This window comes from Pseudomonas azotoformans, from assembly GCF_900103345.1.
Lineage (GTDB): Bacteria > Pseudomonadota > Gammaproteobacteria > Pseudomonadales > Pseudomonadaceae > Aquipseudomonas > Aquipseudomonas azotoformans.
The window spans coordinates 36,282-54,069 of the sequence record NZ_LT629702.1 but is presented as its reverse complement, the minus strand read 5'-3'; the positions used below and the strand labels follow the sequence as shown (position 1 = coordinate 54,069).

15 protein-coding genes, 6 tRNA genes and 1 pseudogene are annotated in these 17,788 nt (G+C 61.0%); 11 read left to right on the top strand and 11 right to left on the bottom strand.

Annotation, left to right across the window (positions count from 1 at the left end; all coding sequences use genetic code 11):
- The first annotated feature begins 112 nt into the window (after positions 1 to 112).
- From BLR69_RS00270 to BLR69_RS00240, 7 genes are all read left to right on the top strand, one after another.
- Positions 113 to 520, top strand: a complete 408-nt coding sequence (locus tag BLR69_RS00270) for an ExbD/TolR family protein (RefSeq protein WP_005786670.1) — start codon at positions 113 to 115, stop codon at positions 518 to 520.
- A 2-nt stretch (positions 521 to 522) separates the two neighbouring features.
- Positions 523 to 1,251, top strand: a complete 729-nt coding sequence (locus BLR69_RS00265; RefSeq protein ID WP_071496190.1) for an energy transducer TonB family protein — start codon at positions 523 to 525, stop codon at positions 1,249 to 1,251.
- Positions 1,252 to 1,275: 24 nt separating this feature from the next.
- Positions 1,276 to 3,558, top strand: coding sequence for a TonB-dependent receptor (locus BLR69_RS00260; protein WP_071496191.1), 2,283 nt, complete (start codon positions 1,276 to 1,278; stop codon positions 3,556 to 3,558).
- 17 nt (positions 3,559 to 3,575) lie between these two features.
- A complete protein-coding gene (locus BLR69_RS00255; RefSeq protein ID WP_071496192.1) occupies positions 3,576 to 4,223 on the top strand; it encodes a MotA/TolQ/ExbB proton channel family protein in 648 nt (215 codons plus the stop codon).
- Positions 4,224 to 4,377: 154 nt separating this feature from the next.
- Positions 4,378 to 5,595: a phospholipase D-like domain-containing protein gene (locus tag BLR69_RS00250; RefSeq protein WP_071496193.1), complete on the top strand. Its 1,218-nt coding sequence runs from the start codon at positions 4,378 to 4,380 to the stop codon at positions 5,593 to 5,595.
- A 113-nt stretch (positions 5,596 to 5,708) separates the two neighbouring features.
- A complete protein-coding gene (locus BLR69_RS00245; RefSeq protein WP_071496194.1) occupies positions 5,709 to 6,176 on the top strand; it encodes a hypothetical protein in 468 nt (155 codons plus the stop codon).
- 169 nt (positions 6,177 to 6,345) lie between these two features.
- On the top strand, positions 6,346 to 8,085 hold the full coding sequence (locus BLR69_RS00240) for a dipeptidase (RefSeq protein ID WP_071496195.1): 1,740 nt from the start codon (positions 6,346 to 6,348) through the stop codon (positions 8,083 to 8,085).
- 31 nt (positions 8,086 to 8,116) lie between these two features.
- Here BLR69_RS00240 and BLR69_RS00235 read toward each other — a convergent pair whose 3' ends face one another.
- Entirely contained in the window at positions 8,117 to 9,778 is a 1,662-nt protein-coding gene (locus BLR69_RS00235; RefSeq protein WP_071496196.1) for a M24 family metallopeptidase, read from the bottom strand.
- A gap of 78 nt (positions 9,779 to 9,856) precedes the next feature.
- Between BLR69_RS00235 and pdxR the strand changes: the two genes are divergently transcribed.
- The gene (gene pdxR, locus BLR69_RS00230; protein WP_071496197.1) at positions 9,857 to 11,362 is read left to right on the top strand and encodes a MocR-like pyridoxine biosynthesis transcription factor PdxR; all 1,506 of its coding nucleotides are present in this window, start codon (positions 9,857 to 9,859) and stop codon (positions 11,360 to 11,362) included.
- Between the two features lie 11 nt (positions 11,363 to 11,373).
- Here pdxR and BLR69_RS00225 read toward each other — a convergent pair whose 3' ends face one another.
- Positions 11,374 to 11,625, bottom strand: a complete 252-nt coding sequence (locus tag BLR69_RS00225) for a hypothetical protein (protein WP_071496198.1) — start codon at positions 11,623 to 11,625, stop codon at positions 11,374 to 11,376.
- Positions 11,626 to 11,684: 59 nt separating this feature from the next.
- Positions 11,685 to 12,788, bottom strand: a complete 1,104-nt coding sequence (locus BLR69_RS00220) for a polyamine ABC transporter substrate-binding protein (RefSeq protein ID WP_071496199.1) — start codon at positions 12,786 to 12,788, stop codon at positions 11,685 to 11,687.
- A gap of 139 nt (positions 12,789 to 12,927) precedes the next feature.
- Here BLR69_RS00220 and BLR69_RS00215 point away from each other — a divergent pair, with 139 nt between their 5' ends.
- The gene (locus BLR69_RS00215) at positions 12,928 to 13,719 is read left to right on the top strand and encodes a response regulator transcription factor (protein ID WP_071496200.1); all 792 of its coding nucleotides are present in this window, start codon (positions 12,928 to 12,930) and stop codon (positions 13,717 to 13,719) included.
- Between the two features lie 89 nt (positions 13,720 to 13,808).
- On the opposite strand, the gene BLR69_RS00210 is transcribed toward BLR69_RS00215, so the two are convergent.
- The 6 genes from BLR69_RS00210 to BLR69_RS00185 form a co-directional block, all read right to left on the bottom strand.
- Positions 13,809 to 13,884, bottom strand: a tRNA-Gly gene (locus tag BLR69_RS00210).
- 3 nt (positions 13,885 to 13,887) lie between these two features.
- Positions 13,888 to 13,963 (bottom strand) — tRNA-Glu (locus BLR69_RS00205).
- Positions 13,964 to 14,066: 103 nt separating this feature from the next.
- Positions 14,067 to 14,142: transfer RNA gene (locus BLR69_RS00200), tRNA-Gly, on the bottom strand.
- A 4-nt stretch (positions 14,143 to 14,146) separates the two neighbouring features.
- Positions 14,147 to 14,222: transfer RNA gene (locus BLR69_RS00195), tRNA-Glu, on the bottom strand.
- A 104-nt stretch (positions 14,223 to 14,326) separates the two neighbouring features.
- Positions 14,327 to 14,402 (bottom strand) — tRNA-Gly (locus BLR69_RS00190).
- 3 nt (positions 14,403 to 14,405) lie between these two features.
- Positions 14,406 to 14,481, bottom strand: a tRNA-Glu gene (locus BLR69_RS00185).
- A 360-nt stretch (positions 14,482 to 14,841) separates the two neighbouring features.
- Here BLR69_RS00185 and BLR69_RS00180 point away from each other — a divergent pair.
- Both BLR69_RS00180 and BLR69_RS00175 read left to right on the top strand, forming a co-directional pair.
- The gene (locus tag BLR69_RS00180) at positions 14,842 to 15,612 is read left to right on the top strand and encodes a hypothetical protein (RefSeq protein WP_071489554.1); all 771 of its coding nucleotides are present in this window, start codon (positions 14,842 to 14,844) and stop codon (positions 15,610 to 15,612) included.
- A 268-nt stretch (positions 15,613 to 15,880) separates the two neighbouring features.
- Complete coding sequence (locus BLR69_RS00175; protein ID WP_071496201.1) at positions 15,881 to 16,693, top strand: alpha/beta fold hydrolase; 813 nt, start codon at positions 15,881 to 15,883, stop codon at positions 16,691 to 16,693.
- 36 nt (positions 16,694 to 16,729) lie between these two features.
- On the opposite strand, the gene BLR69_RS31410 is transcribed toward BLR69_RS00175, so the two are convergent.
- The gene (locus BLR69_RS31410) at positions 16,730 to 17,572 is read right to left on the bottom strand and encodes a methyl-accepting chemotaxis protein (protein WP_371858633.1); all 843 of its coding nucleotides are present in this window, start codon (positions 17,570 to 17,572) and stop codon (positions 16,730 to 16,732) included.
- 15 nt (positions 17,573 to 17,587) lie between these two features.
- Positions 17,588 to 17,788: pseudogene (locus tag BLR69_RS31405) on the bottom strand (HAMP domain-containing protein); the annotation flags it as partial.

Below are 17,788 nucleotides of genomic sequence, written 5' to 3'. Positions count from 1 at the left end.
AAAATCGCCTGAAAGACTTGTCCTAGAGCCCTCAAAACGTCAATTAAAGTTAACCAATCGGTCATTTTTGGTTGTTAGCGTGTCGCCCCTAATTCAATAACGGGGTAGCGGAATGAGAACCTGGGACGAACCGAAAAAACGCAAGGCGCACATCGAACTGATCCCCATGATCGACGTGATGATGTTCCTCCTGGTGTTTTTCGTACTCGTGAGCCTGAACGTGATTCCGGCCCTCGGCATGAAGACCCAACTGCCCAGCGCCAGCAGTTCGCAGCAGCTCAAGCCGCAGAACAAATTCATCCTGACCCTGGGTCTCGAAGGCCAGTTGCAGCTGGATGGCAAGGACCTCACGGTCGATGCGCTGGTGCCGGCGTTGAAGGCCGCCGAAAAGCCTGACACCAAGTCGACCATCATCGTTAACAGCGACAAAGGCGTCGAGGTTTCGCGCCTGGTGGAGGTGATGGACACCCTGCGTCTGGGTGGCTTTACCTCCGTGTCCATTGCCACGCGTAAGTCCTGATCATGTACGTATTGTTTCGTGCGCGTCAGCTGCTGGGCAGCGTCCCGGCCCTGATCGCCCTGGTGCTGATTGCACTGGGTATCCAGTCCCAGACCTTGAAGGTCGAACCGGTGTATGACGAGTCCGCCGTCGAGTTGGCGCTGGTCGAGCCGGAGCCGGAAGTGATCCCGGAACCGGTGGTGGAACAAGAGCCGCCACCGCCGGTAATCGAGGATGAAGAGGCGGAGCCGGCCCCGCCACCGCCACCGCCCAAGCCGCAGCCAAAACCCAAGCCTGAGCCCAAGCCAAAACCTTTGCCCAAGCCCGTGGTGGCCAAGCCAACGCCCGCACCGACGCCGCCACCGGTCGCTGCCAAACCGGCACCGGCGCCTGTGGCCCAGGCCGCGCCGACACCGGCGCCACCCGCCCCTCCCAAGGTCGACGGCCAGGCACTGGAAGTCGGTTACCTCAAGGGGTTGCGCAACGAGTTGGACACCTACAAGCAGTACCCCACCGGACGCCAGGCCTCCCTCGAACGCCCGACCGGCGAAGTGGTGGTCTGGTTGCTGGTCGACCGCCAGGGTCGGGTTCTCGACTCTGGCTTGCAAACCCAGGCCTCGAGCATGTTGCTCAACCGGGCCGCCACCAACAGCTTGCGTCGCATCAAGCAAGTCAAGCCGTTCCCCGAGCAAGCCTTCGGGGGCCGCAATGAGCAGCGCTTCACCGCCACCTTCAACTACAGCGTGCAATAAGCACCCGACACCAGGACGACAGAGATGAGGTTCACACGGATTCATCTGGCACTTGTTGCCGCAAGCATGGGCCATGGAATGGTCATGGCCGACACCAGCGACAGTGACGTCGGGACCATTGGGGTTCAGGGCAAGGCCACGGCAGGTGGCGGCTACATGGTGCAGGAAGAAAGCATCAAGGGCCGCTCCACCGTGACCAAGGAAGCGCTGGATAAACAGACCGCCACCGGCAACGCCGTGGACAAGCTCAAGTACACCCCGGGCTTGAACATTTCCAGCGAAGACAACACCGGCCTGTCGGGCTTTCGCTTCACCATGCGCGGCCTCAACTCCGACCAGGTGGGGATGTCGGTGGACGGCATGCCGATCAACGACTCCGGCAACTACGCGCTGTACTCCAACCTGCTGGGCGATCCGGAAAACATCGAGCAGATCTTCGTCACCCAGGGTTCCTCGGAAGCCGACGGCCCGCACATCGGCTCCAGCGGCGGCAACATAGGCATCGTGACCATTCGCCCGACCAAGGAAACCGGTGCGTTCGTCAAACAGATCATGGGCAGCAACGCCACCCGCAAGACCTTCGCCCGCCTCAACACCGGCGAGATCAATGGCCTGAGCAACTGGTTGTCGGCCTCCCATACCGAAGGCCAGATGTGGCGCGGTTCGGGCGCCGTGCGCGCGGATAAAGTCGAGTGGAACAGCTTCTTCGATGCCGGCGATGGCAACACCGCCAACCTGATCCTCAAGTACCATGAGCAGGACAACAACAGTTACAGCCAACTGACCAAGGCGCAGTTCCAGCAGAACGGCCGCAAGTACGACCCCTACCCGGCCACGCCCACCGTGGGCAGCAACGGCAAGTACAACAGCTACTACGCCCTGGCGCAGAACCCGTTCCAGACGTTCACCGCCGTGCTCAACACCCAGTTCAAACTGGCCGACAACCTCGCGCTGTCGGTGATCCCGTATTACTACTGGGGTAACGGCAGCGGCGTCGGCTCGTCCAGCTATGCCCTCAACCGCGGCTCGAACCAGGGCGGTGTGTTCGACCTGGGCAACCTGCCCACCGGCGCCCAATACAACGCCGACGGCACCCCGAACAGCGGCGTGTACTACCGCCCTTCACGTACCCAGACCTGGCGTCCGGGCATCACCACCAAACTGAACTGGGACCTGGGCGATCACAGCGTGCAAGTGGGCTACTGGTACGAGCGCGCACGCCAGAGCCAGACCCAGCCGTTCATTCCGCTCAAGGCCAGCGGCAAGCCGGTCGACACCTGGCCGGATTCCAACGAGGCGGTGGTAGATGCCAATGGCAACACCATCCAGGGCCGCGACCGCTTCACCATTACCCCGGCGCAGAAGGTCTGGGCCCAGGACACTTGGTACATCAACTCGGACTGGACCCTGATCGGCGGCCTGGCCTACATGAACGTCAAGCGTGACGGCACCAACCATGGCAGCCTCACCGAGCAAGCAGAAAAACGTAACCAGAGCTACAACAAACTGCTGCCCAACGCCGGCCTCAAATACCAGGTGGATGAACGCGACCAGGTGTTCTACAGCCTGTCGCGCAACATGCGCATCCCGCAGAACTACGTGCTGTACGACAAGGGCGCCGGCTCCATCGACGCCAAGCCGGAAACCAGCTGGAACCATGAACTGGGCTGGCGCTACACCGATGAAGACATGACCGTGGCCGCCACCTTGTTCTACATGCAGTTCAAGGATCGCCAGGTGTCGTCGCGCGATATCAACGGCGACTTCGCCGACATCAACGCCGGCTCCGTCAACAACAGCGGCCTGGAACTGGAGTGGAGCGGCCTGTTGCCCAACCACTTCAACTACTACACCTCCTACACCTACACCAAGGCCGAGCAGCAAGACGACCTGACCGTGTACAACGCCGGCAAAGCGATCGTATTGCCCACCAGCGGCAAGCAGTTCGCCAACGTGCCGAAAAACATGCTGGCCGCCAACATCGGCTACGACGACGGGCGCTTCTACGGCACCTTCGGCGGCAAGTACACCAGCAAGCTCTACGGCGACCTGACCAACGACGAAGCCATCTCCGGGCGCACCGTATTCAACGCCGGCGCCGGTATCTACCTGCCGGTGGACAAGAAAGTGGTCAAGGACGCGACCCTGCGCCTGAACGTCGACAACCTGTTCGACAAGAAGTACCTGGACGGCGTGTACACCACCAAGACCAACGCGGCCACCTACGGCGGTTTCCGCGACGGCGACCCGGCCTACATCGTGGGCCTGGAGCGCACCGTGACGGTTTCCCTGGAAGCCAATTTCTAATTGCGAGGTAAGTGAACATGGACATGAACCTGCTCCACGACATCACCTTTTATGTGATGTATGCCGCGATGGCCATCGCGATCTTCATCACCATCGAGCGCGGGATTTACTTCGCGTATGTACGCCGCCAGGCCCGTGCGCTGACCGAAGTGCTCGGCGCCAACGTGCACAGCGAACGCGACCTGCCGGAAAGCCTGACCCGGCGTGACAGCCTGCCGCTGAGCATGATCTTGCCGGTGCTGGCACAGAAAGCCTCGCAAGGCTCGCGCAAGGACCTGGATGACGTCATCGAGACCCAGTACCTGACCACCCGCGCGCCACTGGCCCGCAGCCTGTGGATCATCGAAACCATCACCACCGCCGCGCCTCTGCTGGGTTTGCTGGGCACCATCCTCGGCATCATCGACACCTTCAAGGCGCTGGCGACAGCGGGCGTGTCCGACCCAGGGCAGATCTCCGGTGGTATCGGCACGGCCTTGTTCGCCACCGGCCTGGGGATCGCCATCGCACTGTTCTGCGTGGTGTTCCACAACTTCTTCCAGGACAGCCTGGAGCGCATCAACGACCAGCTGAAAATCCTGCTGATCCGCGCTGCCACCGGTGCCCGCGTGCAGAATGAAGTGCCGCACTTGGTACCGACGCCGCTGCACAGCCGCACCGCATAAACCCGTAGTGAGCGGGCTTGCCCCGCGCCGGGTGGCGCAGCCGCCCCCAATCCAGGCACCTCGGTCTTTCTGAGACAACGCGGTGGACTGTTTGGGGCGGCTGCGCCCCCCAGCGCGGGGCAAGCCCGCTCACTACATCAGTGAAGAGAGTGTTATGTCCGTGTCCTTGAAATTGCGTATCGCCGGCCTTACCGGCTTGCTCCTCAGTCCGCTGGCCCAGGCGGACTTTTCGATTCCGGGGTTTGAGCTGGTGCACACCGTGCCGGTGGACAGCGCCCTCGGCACCGACGACCTGCGCCAGCCCGGCCCGGTCTGGAGCGAGCTGTTTGACGGCGCAAAAAGCCACATCGATATCGGCCAGTTCTACGCCGCCGATCACCCCGGCTCGGTGATGGACCGTGTCATAGAGCGCCTGGAAGCCGCCGGCAAACGCGGTGTGAAGATTCGCTTTTTGCTCGAAGAAAAAGGCATCAAGTTGTCGGAGGCCTCCACCCTGGAACGCCTGCGCGCGATCCCCAACCTGACCTTTCGCGTCTTGCCCTACGCCCGTGTGAGTGGCGGGATCATCCACGCCAAATACCTGGTGGTGGATGGCAAGCAGGCGTTTGTCGGCAGCCAGAATTTCGACTGGCGCTCGCTGGAACACATCCACGAAACCGGGCTGCGCATCACCGATGCAACGGTCGTGGGCCAAGTGCAGGCCATCTTCGACCAGGACTGGAACGCCCAACAGGCCTTGACCGACAACCAGCCGGTGCCGCTGCCCGTCGCGGGTAAGGAACCACCGCGCACCGGCAACTACCTGGTCGCCAGCCCGCAGCGCTACAACCCGCCCGGCGTGGGCGACTCACAGTTGGAACTGCCGCGCCTGTTGAGCGAAGCCAAGCAGGAAGTGCGTGTGCAATTGCTGGACTACGCGCCGTTGTCCTACGGCCCGGATAGAACGCGCCCGTACTACGCGGTGATCGACAACGCCGTGCGCGCTGCAGCGGCACGTGGGGTGTCGATCAAGCTGATGGTGTCCAACTGGAACACCGACAAGCTGGAACTGCCCTACCTCAAGAGCCTGGCGGTGCTGCCCAATGTGCAGATCAAGATCGTGACCCTGCCCGAGGCCAAACAAGGGTTTATCCCGTATGCGCGGGTGATCCACAGCAAGACCATGGAGATCGACGGCCAAGTTGCGTGGGTCGGCACCAGCAACTGGCTGGGTGGCTACCTGGATAATTCGCGCAACCTGGAAGTGGTGATGCACAACGAAGCGATGGCCAAGCGTGTCGGGCAATTGCATGAGCAGTTGTGGGATGGCCCCTATGCCAAGGCACTGGAGGTTACGGCCGACTACGCGGCTCCGCATCCTGGAACGCTGTAGTACAAAGTCGGCTGCGGGCATTTGAATTCTGAAAATTGGCAGCTAGCCTTCTCAGTCTCCGGACGCAGCTTTAGCGGTGCTGTGGCCGGAGCCCACTACAGGAGAGCACAGCCATGAAAACCGCTACCCTTCGCACCTTGTGCACACTGCTTTTGCTTATTCCCCTCGGCGCCTGTGTCAACAATCAGCCAACCGCCACTCTGATCACCTTCGCCGATGGTACCCGGGGCCTCAAGACACCGGTGGATACAGGCGCACCGGGACCTTCCCAGGGCGACCTGTTTGTCTTCGCTCAACCCTTGATGGATCAGGGTCGCCAGGACATCGGCCACAACAATGGCTATTGCGTTACCACACAACCTGGCGTTCACAGCCAATGCCAATGGACATTGATTTTCGTGGATCTTGCTGGACAGACCGTGGGCACCATTGTCGTCGGCGGACAGGAGTACGAAACAGGTTTGTCCACCGTCGCCGTCCTAGGCAGTACCGGCAAGTATGCAGGCTTCACTGGGCATATGACTTCCGAACCAGTGCCCGACGGTACGTTCAAACAAACCTTGTATTTGGCTCCTCGCTGAACCTGCAAAAACGCCGCTCATCCAGGGGCGGCGTTTTCTTATTGAAGTCGGACATTTCCCACAGCCCCATCTCCCCTAGCGCTCCATCACAGTGTTAGTGTGTGAAAATGTTTCTGACAACTTGATCAGAAACCTCCTACTCACTACCTGCAAAGGAATGCGTCTCTCCATGCACTTTCCACTCAAGCAATTGGCGGCTGCCACCCTGTTTGCGGCGAGCCTTTCGGCGGTTACCTGCCCCGCCTTCGCCAACATCACGCCCGAGCAAAGCACAGCGATTCTCAAGAACTTCAACGAAACGTCCGTCACCGATTTTCGCGGCTTCCTCGGCGCGCTGGCTAAAGGCGACCAGGGCAAGACCAGCGACGTCGGCCCGGCAATCAGTGCCTTCCTCGATAACAAAACCCTGAGCGCCGACCAGCAGAACGAAATCAATCGCCTGCTGGGCATCTATACCCGGGTGAAGTACGGCAAAGCCGCCCTCGAAACCCTGCGCGAGCTGGTGGAAATCCCGACCTTCAACGTCGACGGCCTGCCGCAGTACAAGAACCCGGAATTCATCAAGATCGCCGGCAAGCTCCAGGACCTGGCCAAGGCCTTCAACCTGAACTTCCGCAACGTCGACAACCGCGTGTACGAGATTTCCCTGGAAGGCCGTGGCGACGAAGTCGTCGGTATCCACGCCCACGCCGATGTGGTGCCGGTGACGCCGGAAAATTGGGTGCTCAAAGATGGCACTAAACTCGACCCGTTCAAGGTCACGCTGATCGGCGACCGCATGTACGGCCGAGGCACCGAAGATGACAAGAACGGCATCGTCGTGGCGATGTATGCCATGAAGGTGATCAAGGAAGAAAAGCTGCCACTGGCGCGCAATTTCAAGCTGCTGGTGGACACCACCGAAGAGACCTCCGGCGACGCGATCCCCTACTATTTCGAAAAGAACCCGACACCGCAGTACAACCTGGCGCTGGATGGCGGCTATCCGGTGGTGATCGCCGAGAAAGGCTACGGCACCGTGATGGCGACGTTCCCACGGCGCAAGGGTGAAGGCAAAGGCGCGGAAATCATCGCGATGACCGGCGGCATGGCCACCAACCAGATTCCGTCGGCGTCGGTGGCGACCTTCGTCAGCGACAAGCCTGCCGAGTTGGCCGCCAGCCTGCAAAAGGCCGGCAGCGAATACGCCAAGCGCAACGGCGGCGATTTTGCAGTGGCCGCCAAGGTCGACGGCAAAGACGTCAAGCTGACCGTCACCGGCGTGTCCGCTCACTCCTCAGAGCCGGAGTCCGGGGTCAACCCAGTGGCGCGCATGCTGGAGCTGATCCACAGCGTCGACGGCAAGATCGCCCTCAAGCACAACCACATCACTGACGCGGCGCGGTATGCCTCCGACAACTGGGGCCTGGACTACCTGGGCGGCAAGTTGGGCGTGGGCTTCTCCGATGAGTTCATGGGGCCGCTGACCACTTCGCCGACCTTTGTCGGCCTGGATGACAAAGCCTTCAAGCTGGCGGTGAACCTGCGGGTGCCGAAGGGCAAGTCGCCAGAGAAACTCAAGGCCGAGATCGCCGACAAGCTGAGCGCCTGGGACAAGAAAACCAAGGTCAAGGTGGACTTCACCTACTCGGTGGCCGAGCCGATGTATCGCAACCCGGAAGGTGAGTGGGTCAAGGCCTTGCTGGCAGTCGCCACGGAAAACCTCGGCATGGAGCACAAGTTCGGCACCTCCGCCGGCGCAACCTCGGTGCATGAATTGCCCAACGGCGTGCAATTCGGCCTGGCGCGCCCGGAAGTGAAGTACACCGGGCACACCGACGGCGAGTTCAAGACCGTCGACCAGTTCCTGCTCGACCTGCAGATCGTCACCGAGATGATGGGCCGTATCGGCCAACTGCCGAAGCTCTGATGTTAAGGAGCCCGCCGCAATGGCGGGCCCTTCAGGCTTGCAGCCTCAACATATCCTCGAAAAAACCACCGACCGGTTCCGTGGGATGGCACAGCTGGATTTCCAGCACCCAGGCCATTTCACTCGGTGGGATGTCCAGATCCGCCAACTCTTTGCTCTCGAACAACGCGTGGGGGAAGTCTGCCAGGCGATGCCCTGCGAGATTGCGCGCCAGCCTCCAGCCTTTTGACGCGGCGCTCTGCTCGGCGAAGTCATACAGTTCGCGACCGGTGAGGCCTCGCAGCCAGGCGTCACGGGTCTCGTCGAACACTTCGTGCAGCGCGGTCGTGCACGCCAGGTGCAGCGGCGCGTCACCGAACACAAAGGTGTCGCCATAGTCGCCCTCGTAACCGTCCCACACCGGCCCCAGGTCGACCACTACGATATCGCTGGCGCGCAGCCTGCGCTGGCGGTCGATCCCTTCGCGGGGTGGGCGGACCGTGTCGGCGCCAAAGCGAATATAGGTCGGGTGCCAGGTGTGTGACGCGCCCATCGCCAGCAGTTGTGCGGCGGCCATGTCGAGGGCTTCGCCGGTAGTCATGCCCACCCGCAGCCGGCTGGCAATGGCCGCCAGGGCGCGGATGGATTGGTCACGGGCCGCCAGCATGCCGTCGAACGAGTAACGGGGGCCGACCTTTTCCCAGATCGGGTCAAACGCGGGTGAAGGCGTTTGCGCACCTGCGCCTCCACTGGGCACAAAGGCTTCGGCGACAAACCGGTGAGCCGGCACGCCCGCGTCGAGGCATTGCTCGCGGACTTGGCGGATCATTGTGCCATTGCCGCACGCATACACTTGGGCGGCATCCCAGTGATGCCCGTGGCCCAGCGCAACCTCCTGCACCCGCCCCTGCGACGCCAGCACCGGGTGCCAGTGAAAACGCGGATGGTCAATGACAGACTGGTCCAGGAACGCACGGTCGTAAAAGTCCGCCGGCTGCGCGCCGCCCCAGTACAACGTCACCTCGACATTGCGCTTCAAGGCGCTCAGCAGGATCGGCTTGATGCCGGCGTAGCCGGTGCCCGTGGCGAACAGGACCACGGGCGCAGCGTCATGGTCCTGCCAGGTGCAGGCACCAAAAGGCCCTTCCAGTTGCACTAGATCGCCAGCGTCCAAGTCGTCCAGGAGGACCTCGGAAAACAACCCGCCGCTGACCCGGCGAATGTGGAAGACCAGGCGCCCATCGTCGTCGGCCGGCAGGTTGGCGATCGAGAAGCACCGCGAGTCACCGTCGACCAGACGGAACTTGAGGTACTGGCCTGCACGCACCGCCAATGGCAGGTCCGGCATCAGCACCAGCTCCACGATATCGGGGGTCAGTGCACGCTTGCTCAGCACCTGCGCCTCGACCCTCAGTGCCGGCGTGTCCAGCGACCAGCCGGGGATTTCCAGGCGCATGTCGCCGCAGGCGTGGCTCTGGCACAACAACATTTCATTGGCGGCCAATGGATAGCATGGCACCGGTGCGTCCGGCGCAAGGTGTTTGGCGCGGTATTCCCCTTCGGCGACGACCACCTTGCACGACCCACAGGCACCGCGCCGGCAGGAGAACGGCACCGACAGACCGCTGGCGAGCATCGCATCCAGCAACAGTTCGTCACCGGCCGCAAAGGTTTTCCCCGAGGGGGACAGTTCGATGACATGACGTGTGTGCATAACAACCTCGGGGGTGAGTGAGGCTTGATTGTTGCGCTAGACTAGGCCCATTAAAACCTCCAGTTTTGGATACTTCAGATGGTCCAGATGCGTAAATGGCGGCCGCTGCTCAAGCTGGACGAGAGCGCCAGCCAGGCGTCCTACCGCAAGATCACCGAAGGCCTGGTGACAGCAATCGTCGAAGGCCGCTTGCCGCCCGGCACCCTTCTGCCGGGCACGCGGGAAATGGCGCAGTTGCTCGACGTCAACCGCAAGACCGTGATCCTGGCCTACGAAGAAGCCATGACCAAAGGCTGGCTGGTCAGCGAGCCGCGACGCGGGACCTTCGTCAATGCGCAATTGGCGCCCAAGCCGGTGCCGAGTCGCGCGCAACCGTCCTTCGCACCACCCATCCTGGCGCAGGCGAATGCCCCGTACTTCACCCAAAACGCCCAGGTGACGGCGCTGCAACATCGGCATGGCGCACTGTTTTTCGACAACGGTACCAGCGACCACCGCCTGCTGCCCCAAGCCGTGCTGCACCGCTATTACCGCAATGCCCTGCGCAACAGCTTTACCTCCAACACCGTGCGTTATGGCAGTGAAGGCACCGGCTATGAGTTGCGCTGTGCCCTGGCCGAAATGCTGCGCAACAACCGTGGGCTGACGGTCAGCGCCGAGAATATCTGCCTGACCCAAGGCACCCAGATGTCGCTGTACCTGAGCGCCAGCCTGCTGCTCAAGCCTGGCGACGTGGTGCTGGTGGAACGCCTGAGCTACCCGCCGGCGTGGGAGATTTTCCGCAAGCTGGGCGCGCAACTGGTCACGGTGGACGTCGACGACGAAGGCTGCCGCACGGACCAGATCGACCGCCTGTGTCGCGAGCACAAGGTACGGATGATCTATCTGACGCCACACCACCAATTCCCCACCACCGTGAGCCTGCACGCAGCGCGGCGGCAACAGTTGCTGGCATTGGCGGCGCTGCATGACTTCTGCATCATCGAAGAAGATTACGACCACGAATATCACTTCAACGGGCGGCCCTATCTGCCGCTGGCCAGCGACCGTTCACAGCGCCATGTGCTCTATGTCGGCTCGTTGTCCAAAGCGCTCGGCTCGACGTTTCGCTGCAGCTATGTGGTGGCGCCCGTCTCCGTGATTGAAGCCCTGCACGGCAACGCCGCGTTGATGCTGGGCGATGCCGACGCGGTGGCGCAGAAGATGCTCGCGGACCTGATCAACGCGGGTGAATTGAAGAAACACCTGCGCCGCGTATCCAAGGAATACCGCGCCCGCCGCGAAGTCTTGCAGGGCTGCCTGCATGCGGCATTCGGTGATCGGATCAGGGTGCGCGAACCCGAAGGCGGGCTGGCGCTGTGGGTGCGTTTTGACGATCGGATAAACGTCGATCAGTTGGTGGCAACCGCATTGGAGCATGGGCTGGTCGTGCGCAGTGGTCGGCAGTTTTCACCGATGGACCAGCCGGAAAACGCGCTGCGCCTGGGCTTTGCCTCACTCGATCAGGCGGAAATCCGTGAGGCCACGGTGCGCCTGGCCAAAGCGGCAAACCAGCGCACACACAAAAATGCCGATCATCGCTGATCGGCATGCGGTTAGAGCGGCAGCAGGAAGCGGGATTTCTCTTCGGCCCGGGCCAGTTCCGGGAACTCCAGCAACAGCGCCCGGTTGCCCCGGCCAATGTGCTCCATCACCGCCCGCGTAATGTACTCACGCACCATGCCGGTCGAGACGTAATACATGGCCCAGGCTTGTTCGGGCGTACAGTGGCCGATCTGTTCTTCGATTTCCGTGTACGCCTCGTCATCGTCCGACTTCACGTCGCGCTGATATTCGGCTTGGCCCATGATTGATCTCCTTCAACGGCACGCCTGCAACCGCCCGACGTGCCTGGTCATTCAGCCGGTCACGTGCCGCTCTTCACTTTGGTCCACACACGCGTGCGGATTCGCTCCAACTTCAAGGGCAGCGGTTCAAGGGGAACCAATGTGGCAATCGTCTCTTTGGATGGATAAATCCAGGGGTTGTCGCGCAACTTCTGTTCGACCAGCTCGGTGGCATCCTTGTTGGCGTTGGGGTACAGCGTGTGGTTGGAACTCTTGGCAATCACTTGCGGCTCAAGCATGTAGTTGATAAACGCCAGACCTTGCTTGGCATGCGGCGCATCCTTGAGCAGCACAAAGTTCTCCGACCACACCAACCCACCCTCACGCGGCAGGCTGTAGGCAATCTTGCGCCCGGTGTTGTTTTTTTCATTGATGGCCTGTGCCGTCAGCGCCCCGCTCGCCCAGCCCACCACCACGCAGATATTGCCATCGGCAAAGTCGGCATCCGTTCGGGATGAGTCAAAGTAGAGGACGTAAGGGCGGATCTTCAGCAGCAGCGCCTGGGCTTTCTGGTAATCCTCAGGGTTCTGGCTGTTGCTGGGCAGCCCGAGGTAATGCAAGGCGATCGAAATGATTTCACTCGGCGAGTCGAGCATCGCCACGCCACACGACTTGAGCTTGCTGATGTTCTCTTCCTTGAAGATCAGGTCCCAGCTGTCCACCGGGGCATTCTCGCCCAGGGCGGCCTTGACCTTATCCACGTCGTAACCAATGCCGGTGGTGCCCCACAGGTAGGGCACGGCGTAGCGGTTACCCGGGTCATTGGCGGAAAGCAGCGCCAGCATCTCCGGATCGATATGCGAGAAGTTGCTCAGTTGAGAGCGGTCCAGCGGCGCCAGTACGCCGGCCTTGATCAGGCTGGGCAAGACATTCGACGTGGCGACGACCACGTCATACCCGGTACGCCCGGCCATGACCTTGCTCTGCATGATCTCGGCACTGTCGAAGGCATCCATGTGCATGCGGGTGCCGGTTTTCTGCTCGAATTCCTTGGGTGTTTCCGGGGCGATCAGCCCGAACCAGTTGTACAGGTTGACCCGGGGTTCGGCCGCCAAGACCGGCGCGCTCGCGCCCACACAGACCAGCGCCGCCATGAACATGGCGCGCAAAGGGGGTTGACTCATATTGCTATCCTTGTCAAAAACGACAGGCCATCATGGCCTTCATCCGCTGAGGGGTGAATATACTCGGCACGTCCGATTAGTAAATACCTAGAAGTACTTAGCCCCGCCCCATGAATGCCTAACCCTAAAGGGGTAGTACATGTCGCTCGACCTTCACAACCTGGCCTGGCATCGGTCGGCCGGGACGCTGATCATGCAACTGAACCGCCCGGCGTTCTGGAGCTCACTGGTTCGTGTGTTAAAGGAATACGTCCAGATCGACAACTGGGTCGTGCTGATCTTCAGCGACCAGCAGGTACGGGTGGTCAGCGTGACTGAGGTCGCCGATGCGGACGAAGTGGACGCGTTGACCCAGCGCTACGTAAAAGGGCTGTACCTGCTCGACCCGTTCTACATTGCCAACCGCGAAAACCCGCAGAGCGGCTTTTTTCACCTGTCCGACATCGCGCCGGAGCACTTCCTGACCACCGAGTATTACCACCAGTATTTCGCCCAGTACATCAGCGTGGATGAGGTGCAGTACAACGTACAACTCGACGCCGACAGAACGCTGTGCATTTCATTTGGCAGCAACGTGCGCTACAGCCCGCAGCAGATCGCAACCCTGGACATCATCAAGCCGTGGGTGATGGCGTTGATGCATCAGCGCATGTGCTTTGAGACCGATGCGGAAAAAAGCCAGGACGAACCGCCACCCTGGTCAGAGGCCATCGTGCAACTGGGCACACAAATCACGGCGCGCGAAAAAGATGTGCTCAAGTTGCTGTTGAGCGGTTTTTCCAACAAAGAAATCGCCGGCAAGCTGAACCTGTCGGCAGAGACCATCAAAGTTCACCGTCGCAACCTCTACAACAAATTGAACATCAAGTCTCAATCCGAGTTGTTTGCGCGTTTTTTCATGCCGGCGCAAGAGGCCCTGACGGCGCAGTGAACGCTGCCACAGCGGGCCTGCGGCGGCTCAGCACAAATCGCACACACACAAAAACGCCGATCATTGCTGATCGGCGTTTTTGTTGAATATGGAGCGGGAAACGAGACTCGAACTCGCGACCCCGACCTTGGCAAGGTCGTGCTCTACCAACTGAGCTATTCCCGCAAATGGCGTCCCCTAGGGGACTCGAACCCCTGTTACCGCCGTGAAAGGGCGGTGTCCTAGGCCACTAGACGAAGGGGACACACAACTGAAACACATGGTGTGTATTTCAGTGTCCAGGGGTTAGATCCGAAGATCATGCCCTGGTTTCACTCAGTGCCGCCCGAGAGCCACACTGCTTAAATTGGAGCGGGAAACGAGACTCGAACTCGCGACCCCGACCTTGGCAAGGTCGTGCTCTACCAACTGAGCTATTCCCGCAAAATGGCGTCCCCTAGGGGACTCGAACCCCTGTTACCGCCGTGAAAGGGCGGTGTCCTAGGCCACTAGACGAAGGGGACACACAACTGAAACACATGGTGTGTATTTCAGTGTCCAGGGGTTAGATCCGAAGATCATGCCCTGGTTTCACTCAGTGCCGCCCGAGAGCCACACTGCTTAAACTTGGAGCGGGAAACGAGACTCGAACTCGCGACCCCGACCTTGGCAAGGTCGTGCTCTACCAACTGAGCTATTCCCGCAAATGGCGTCCCCTAGGGGACTCGAACCCCTGTTACCGCCGTGAAAGGGCGGTGTCCTAGGCCACTAGACGAAGGGGACACACGTACAACATTCACTACTTAACTGCATTTTGCTGTGTGCTTTACGCGTTAAGTGGCGCGCATTCTATGGACGGATTGAAAGATCGTCAACCCCCAAGGATAAATTTATTAAAATCAATGACTTCCCCCAGCTTTTCGGGCTCAGGGGGCGATTGTGCACGCCCGGGCCTTGACGCCTATATTATGGCGCCCGACAAGACGCTATAGTTCGCTCCGGCAAATGATGGCAATGTGCATCCATGCAGGGAACGCCTATCCATATAGAAGCAAACTACCCGGGCAACTGGTCGATCAGTCCTATCCGCCGGATGGCCCAGTCACTACACTCCACTGTAAACCCTATAAAGAGGTCACACCGGTGACACCACTCATGATCACCCTGCTGGTAATAGCCGGGATCGCAATACTGATCGCCATTGGCTACATGAACCACGTGGTGGAAAACAACAAGCTGGAAAAGAAGCGCACCGAGATCGAGCTTAATGATCGCCTGCGCCGTTGCGGTGAAATCACCGAGACCTTCCCCGGCCAGTTGATGACCCCGGCGCTCAAGTTGCTGCTGACCCGCCTGGAACTCAACGTCAACCAGCGCCTGCTGAACCTGAACAAAGGCAGCGCGCCGCTCAAGGCCCGCATCACCGAGTTGAATACGCTGGTGGCCCAGGGCGAATCGATCCCGGTGAACAACCCGCCCGCGCCGATCCAGACCGAAGCCAAGGCCAAGGATGTGCGTTTCCTGCTCGAAGCCCTGCACGGCCAGGTCACCCGTGCGGCCCAGGATGGTTTCCTGCCGGCCAACGAGGCCAAGCACTGGATCCGCGAGATCCGCCATATCCTGGTGTTGCTGCATATCGAGTTCTTCAACAACCTCGGCCAGCACGCCCTGCAACAGGGCCAGCCGGGCCAGGCGCGACTGGCATTCGAACGTGGCGTGCAGTACCTGCGCAAACAGCCGGAGCCGGTGATTTACAGTGCCCAACTGCAACATTTGGAAGCCCAGCTGGGACGCGCCAACTCCACGGTGCTGACCAACAGCAAGCCGGCTGAAGACGAAGTCAACGAACTGACCGAAGGCCTCAAAGTGGTCGACGCCGACGCCGAGTGGAAGAAGAAAGTCATCTACGACTGATTCGCTGGCCTGTAGTGAGCGGGCTTGCCCGCGCTGGGTTGCGAAGCAGCCCCGAAACCAGACACCGCAATCTGCCTGCCAGAACGCGGTGTTTTTATTGGGGCCGCTGCGCAGCCCAGCGCGGGCAAGCCCGCTCACCACAGTAATAAAAGCCAGGTCAGTACAAACAACCTCGCCGCTTCACAAGATGCCATCACTTTGCATCTATCCCCCCGCCCCCGACTAGCGTAAAAAAGTGCCCCTCACTCCATGAAGTCAGAGGCCCGTTATGCCTGTCGCCGTCATTGATGGACAACCGCTGCACTACGTCGACCAGGGTTCCGGCCCGGTCGTCGTGCTGGGCTCAAGCTACCTGTGGGACCGCGACATGTGGGCACCGCAGATCGACGCCCTGTCGCAACAGTACCGGGTGATCGTGCCCGAGCTATGGGGCCACGGCGAATCCGGCCCGTTGCCCGCGTCAACCCACTCCCTCGATGACCTTGCACGCCAAACCCTGGCACTGCTCGACCAGTTGGATATTCCACAGATCAACCTGGTCGGCCTCTCGGTCGGCGGTATGTGGGGCGCACGTTTGGCGCTGCTGGCTCCCGAGCGGATCAACAGCCTGGTGCTGATGGACACCTACCTGGGTGCCGAGCCCGAGGCCACGCGCCAGTATTACTTCTCGCTATTCAAGATGATCGAAGACGCCGGTGCCATCCCTGAGCCGTTGCTGGACGTGGTCGCGCCGATCTTCTTCCGCCCAGGTATCGACCGCGAATCCGCGCTGTATCAGGATTTCCGCCAGCAATTGCAGGGCTACTCCAAGGAGCGCCTGCTGCAGAGCATCGTGCCCCTGGGTCGCTTGATCTTCAGTCGCGAGGATGTGCTGGAGCAGTTGCCGAAGCTGGACGCCGATACCACCCTGGTGATGTGCGGCGAACAGGACAAACCGCGCCCGCCTGCCGAGTCCGAGGAAATGGCCGGCCTGATCGGCTGCAGCCTGATCCTGATCCCGCAAGCCGGGCATATCAGCGCCAGGGAAAACCCCGACTTCGTCAACGAAGCCCTGCTGACCTTCCTCGCCAACAACGCCTGACCGCCCTCCCCTGTGATCGCCGCATGAACGCTGCGATCACAGGCGGAAGTGCCCGACCATCCCTTTGAGTTCCGCGCCCAACTGCGCCAGCTGAATGCTCGATGCGGCGTTGCCCTGCATGCTCAGCGCCGACTGATCGGCACTGGCGCGGATACTGGTAACGCTGCGGTTGATCTCCTCGGCCACCGAGCTTTGCTCCTCGGCCGCCGCGGCAATCTGCTGGTTCATCTGCTGGATCAGCGACACCGCCACCGCGATGCTGCCCAGGGCACTCTCGGTTTCCAGCGCATCGCTCACCGCCAGCTTCACCAGCTCGCCGCTTTGCTGGATCTGCTGCACCGAGGACTGGGCCGCGTTGCGCAAGGTACTCACCAGCCGCTCGATTTCTTCGGTCGATTGCTGGGTGCGCTTGGCCAACGCCCGTACCTCATCCGCTACCACCGCGAAACCACGGCCCTGCTCGCCGGCGCGGGCGGCTTCGATGGCCGCGTTGAGGGCCAGCAGGTTGGTCTGTTCGGCCACGCTTTTGATCACACTCAACACAGTGCCGATGTTCTGGATCTCGGCGCTCAGGCTCTCGATGCTGGCGCTGGCACTGGTGCTGGAGGTGGCCAGCAATTCAATACGCTGCAAACTCTGGCGCACCACCCGCTGGCCACTGTCGACTTTATCGTCCGCCGTCTGTGCGGCTTGTGCGGCCTCTTCGGCGTTGCGCGCCACGTCTTGCACGGTGGCGGTCATCTGGTTCATCGCCGTGGCGACCTGTTCGGTTTCGTCTTTCTGGCTACTGACTTCGACATTGGTTTGTTCGGTGACACTGGACAACGAATGCGCCGAGCTGGCCAGTTGCTCGATACCGGCCTGCAGGCCGCTGACCATCTGGCTCAGGCCATTGCCCATCTGCTGCATCGCTTGCATCAGTTGGCCGATTTCATCGCGGCGACTGACGTCCATGCGCCCGCTCAAATCACCGGCGGCAATCTGCTGGGCGACCGCAATCACGCTGCGCAGCGGCGCGACGATCAGGCGGGTAATCACCCAGGCCGCAATCAACCCCACCAACAGCGCCAAGGCCGAAGAGCCGATGATCAGCAT